This is a genomic window from Tunicatimonas sp. (assembly GCF_049647865.1).
Taxonomy (GTDB): domain Bacteria; phylum Bacteroidota; class Bacteroidia; order Cytophagales; family Cyclobacteriaceae; genus Tunicatimonas.
On sequence record NZ_JBARYM010000878.1, the window covers coordinates 1 to 1,911 of the forward strand.

Annotated in this window: 1 protein-coding gene; it reads left to right on the plus strand. The window is 47.1% G+C overall.

All coding sequences use genetic code 11. From position 1 onward, the window contains the following. On the plus strand, window positions 1-1,812 hold a 1,812-nt coding region (locus WBA23_RS25185), incomplete at its 5' end, for a M1 family aminopeptidase (RefSeq protein WP_424585041.1). Window positions 1,813-1,911 lie beyond the last annotated feature (99 nt).

Genomic DNA, 1,911 nt, shown 5'->3' on the forward strand with positions numbered 1-1,911 from the left:
CAGTACGAGTTTATAGCTCAGCCTAAGATTACTAGTATAGAGCTCCAAGCCAACCTCTACCCCTACAAGCGCGATGCCTACTTTGACGCAGCGGTGGTGATGGTCAATAAAACCAATGAGCCAATAGACTCACTCCACCTGTCCAGTAATCAGTTGACTGACTTCGCGCTACTGTATCAGGGCCAGCCGTTGGACTACCGCTTTCCACTGAACTATGACCAACCCAAATTCCAGATTTTCGGTGCAGCACCGCAGCGAGACTGGTACAAGATTTATAAAATGCCCCGCACGTTGATGCCCGGCGATACTATTGAACTACAAATAACGAGTAGTATCGAGAACACCGGCTTCGCTAACAGTGGCTTTAGCCGTGAGGTAGTTTACAACGGCACTTTTGTCGGGGGTGGCTTACCCGAAATAGGTTACAGTGCCCAAAATGAAATTAGTAGCGATGAAAAGCGTAGAGAATATGATCTGCCGGAAAAGATCAATGACCTACCTCCCCACGATGATATTTATGGTCAGCAAACGCTACTTTTTACTAACGATGCCGACCTAATTAATTTTGAGGCAGTACTTAGTACTGTGCCGAGCCAGATCGCCATTGCTCCGGGCTACATCCAGAAGGAGTGGGAAGAAGACGGGCGCAAGTACTATCACTACGTGCAAGATACTCCTATTAAGGCATCCTTCAATATTGTATCGGCGGAGTATGACGTATACACTGATCAGGTAAAACTGCCCGATGGTCAAGAGGTGGCAATTGAAATATTCTATCACCCTGAACACGATTATAACCTTGATCGGTTTGCTGCTGCCTACAAAGATGGATTAGAATATTTCTCCAATACGTACGGTAACTTCCAGTTCCGGCAGATGCGCCTGCTAGAATTCCCACGTTACGCAGGCTTTGCCCAGTCGTTTCCCAATACGGTGCCCTTCTCCGAAAGCTTCGGTTGGCTAGCCGATTTGAGCGACCCTAATAGTTTTGATTATACTTACTACGTAACCGCTCACGAGCTAGCTCACCAGTGGTGGGGACATCAGGTCACCCCCAACTACACTAGAGGCTCCAATTTAATATCAGAGGCATTGGCCGAGTATTCAGCCCTGGTGCTTACCGAGCGTAAGTATGGAAAGGACAATATGAAGCGCTTTTTAAAAGACGAGTTGGACCAATACCTACGGGGACGGGCCAACGAGAGTAAAAAGGAAAATACATTTATCAACTGTAACCGCCCCTACCAATGGTACAACAAGGGAAGCCTTATCTTGTACGCCCTACGTGACTACATCGGTGACTCAGCAATAGATGCAGCCGTACGCAACTTTCGTGATGAGTTTGCCCTGCGTGAAGAACCTCCGTATCCCGGCAGTAGCGACCTGTACCGTCACCTTAAAGCAGTCACCCCGGATAGCTTACAGTACTACCTGGAGGATACCTGGAATAAGATTACCCTTTACGAAAACAAGACCGAAGAGGCCACTGCCGCTCTACAGTCTGATAGCACGTATTTAGTAAAGCTAGACATCAAGTCGGCCAAGCTCTACGCCGATAGCCTAGGGATGGAAACTCCAGCCAACTACAACGGCGACTACATAGATGTGGGTATTTTTGCCGCCGACGGTACTGACGAAAATGGCCGTACTAAGACTAATCCGATCTACTTGCAGAAGCACAAACTTGCCCCCGGTGAGCATACGCTGGAGATTACGGTAACGGAGGAACCTGCCAAAGCAGGCATAGATCCTTACAACAAGTTAATAGACCGGGTACCAGATGACAACTTAATCAGCGTAGATTTAGATTAGGTAGGCTGAAATCAGATTATATGGTGGTATGTTATTAACTGCAATTGCTCTTGCAGAACTTTACATTATGAACCACGCTTATTGTTATTACTGTATGAC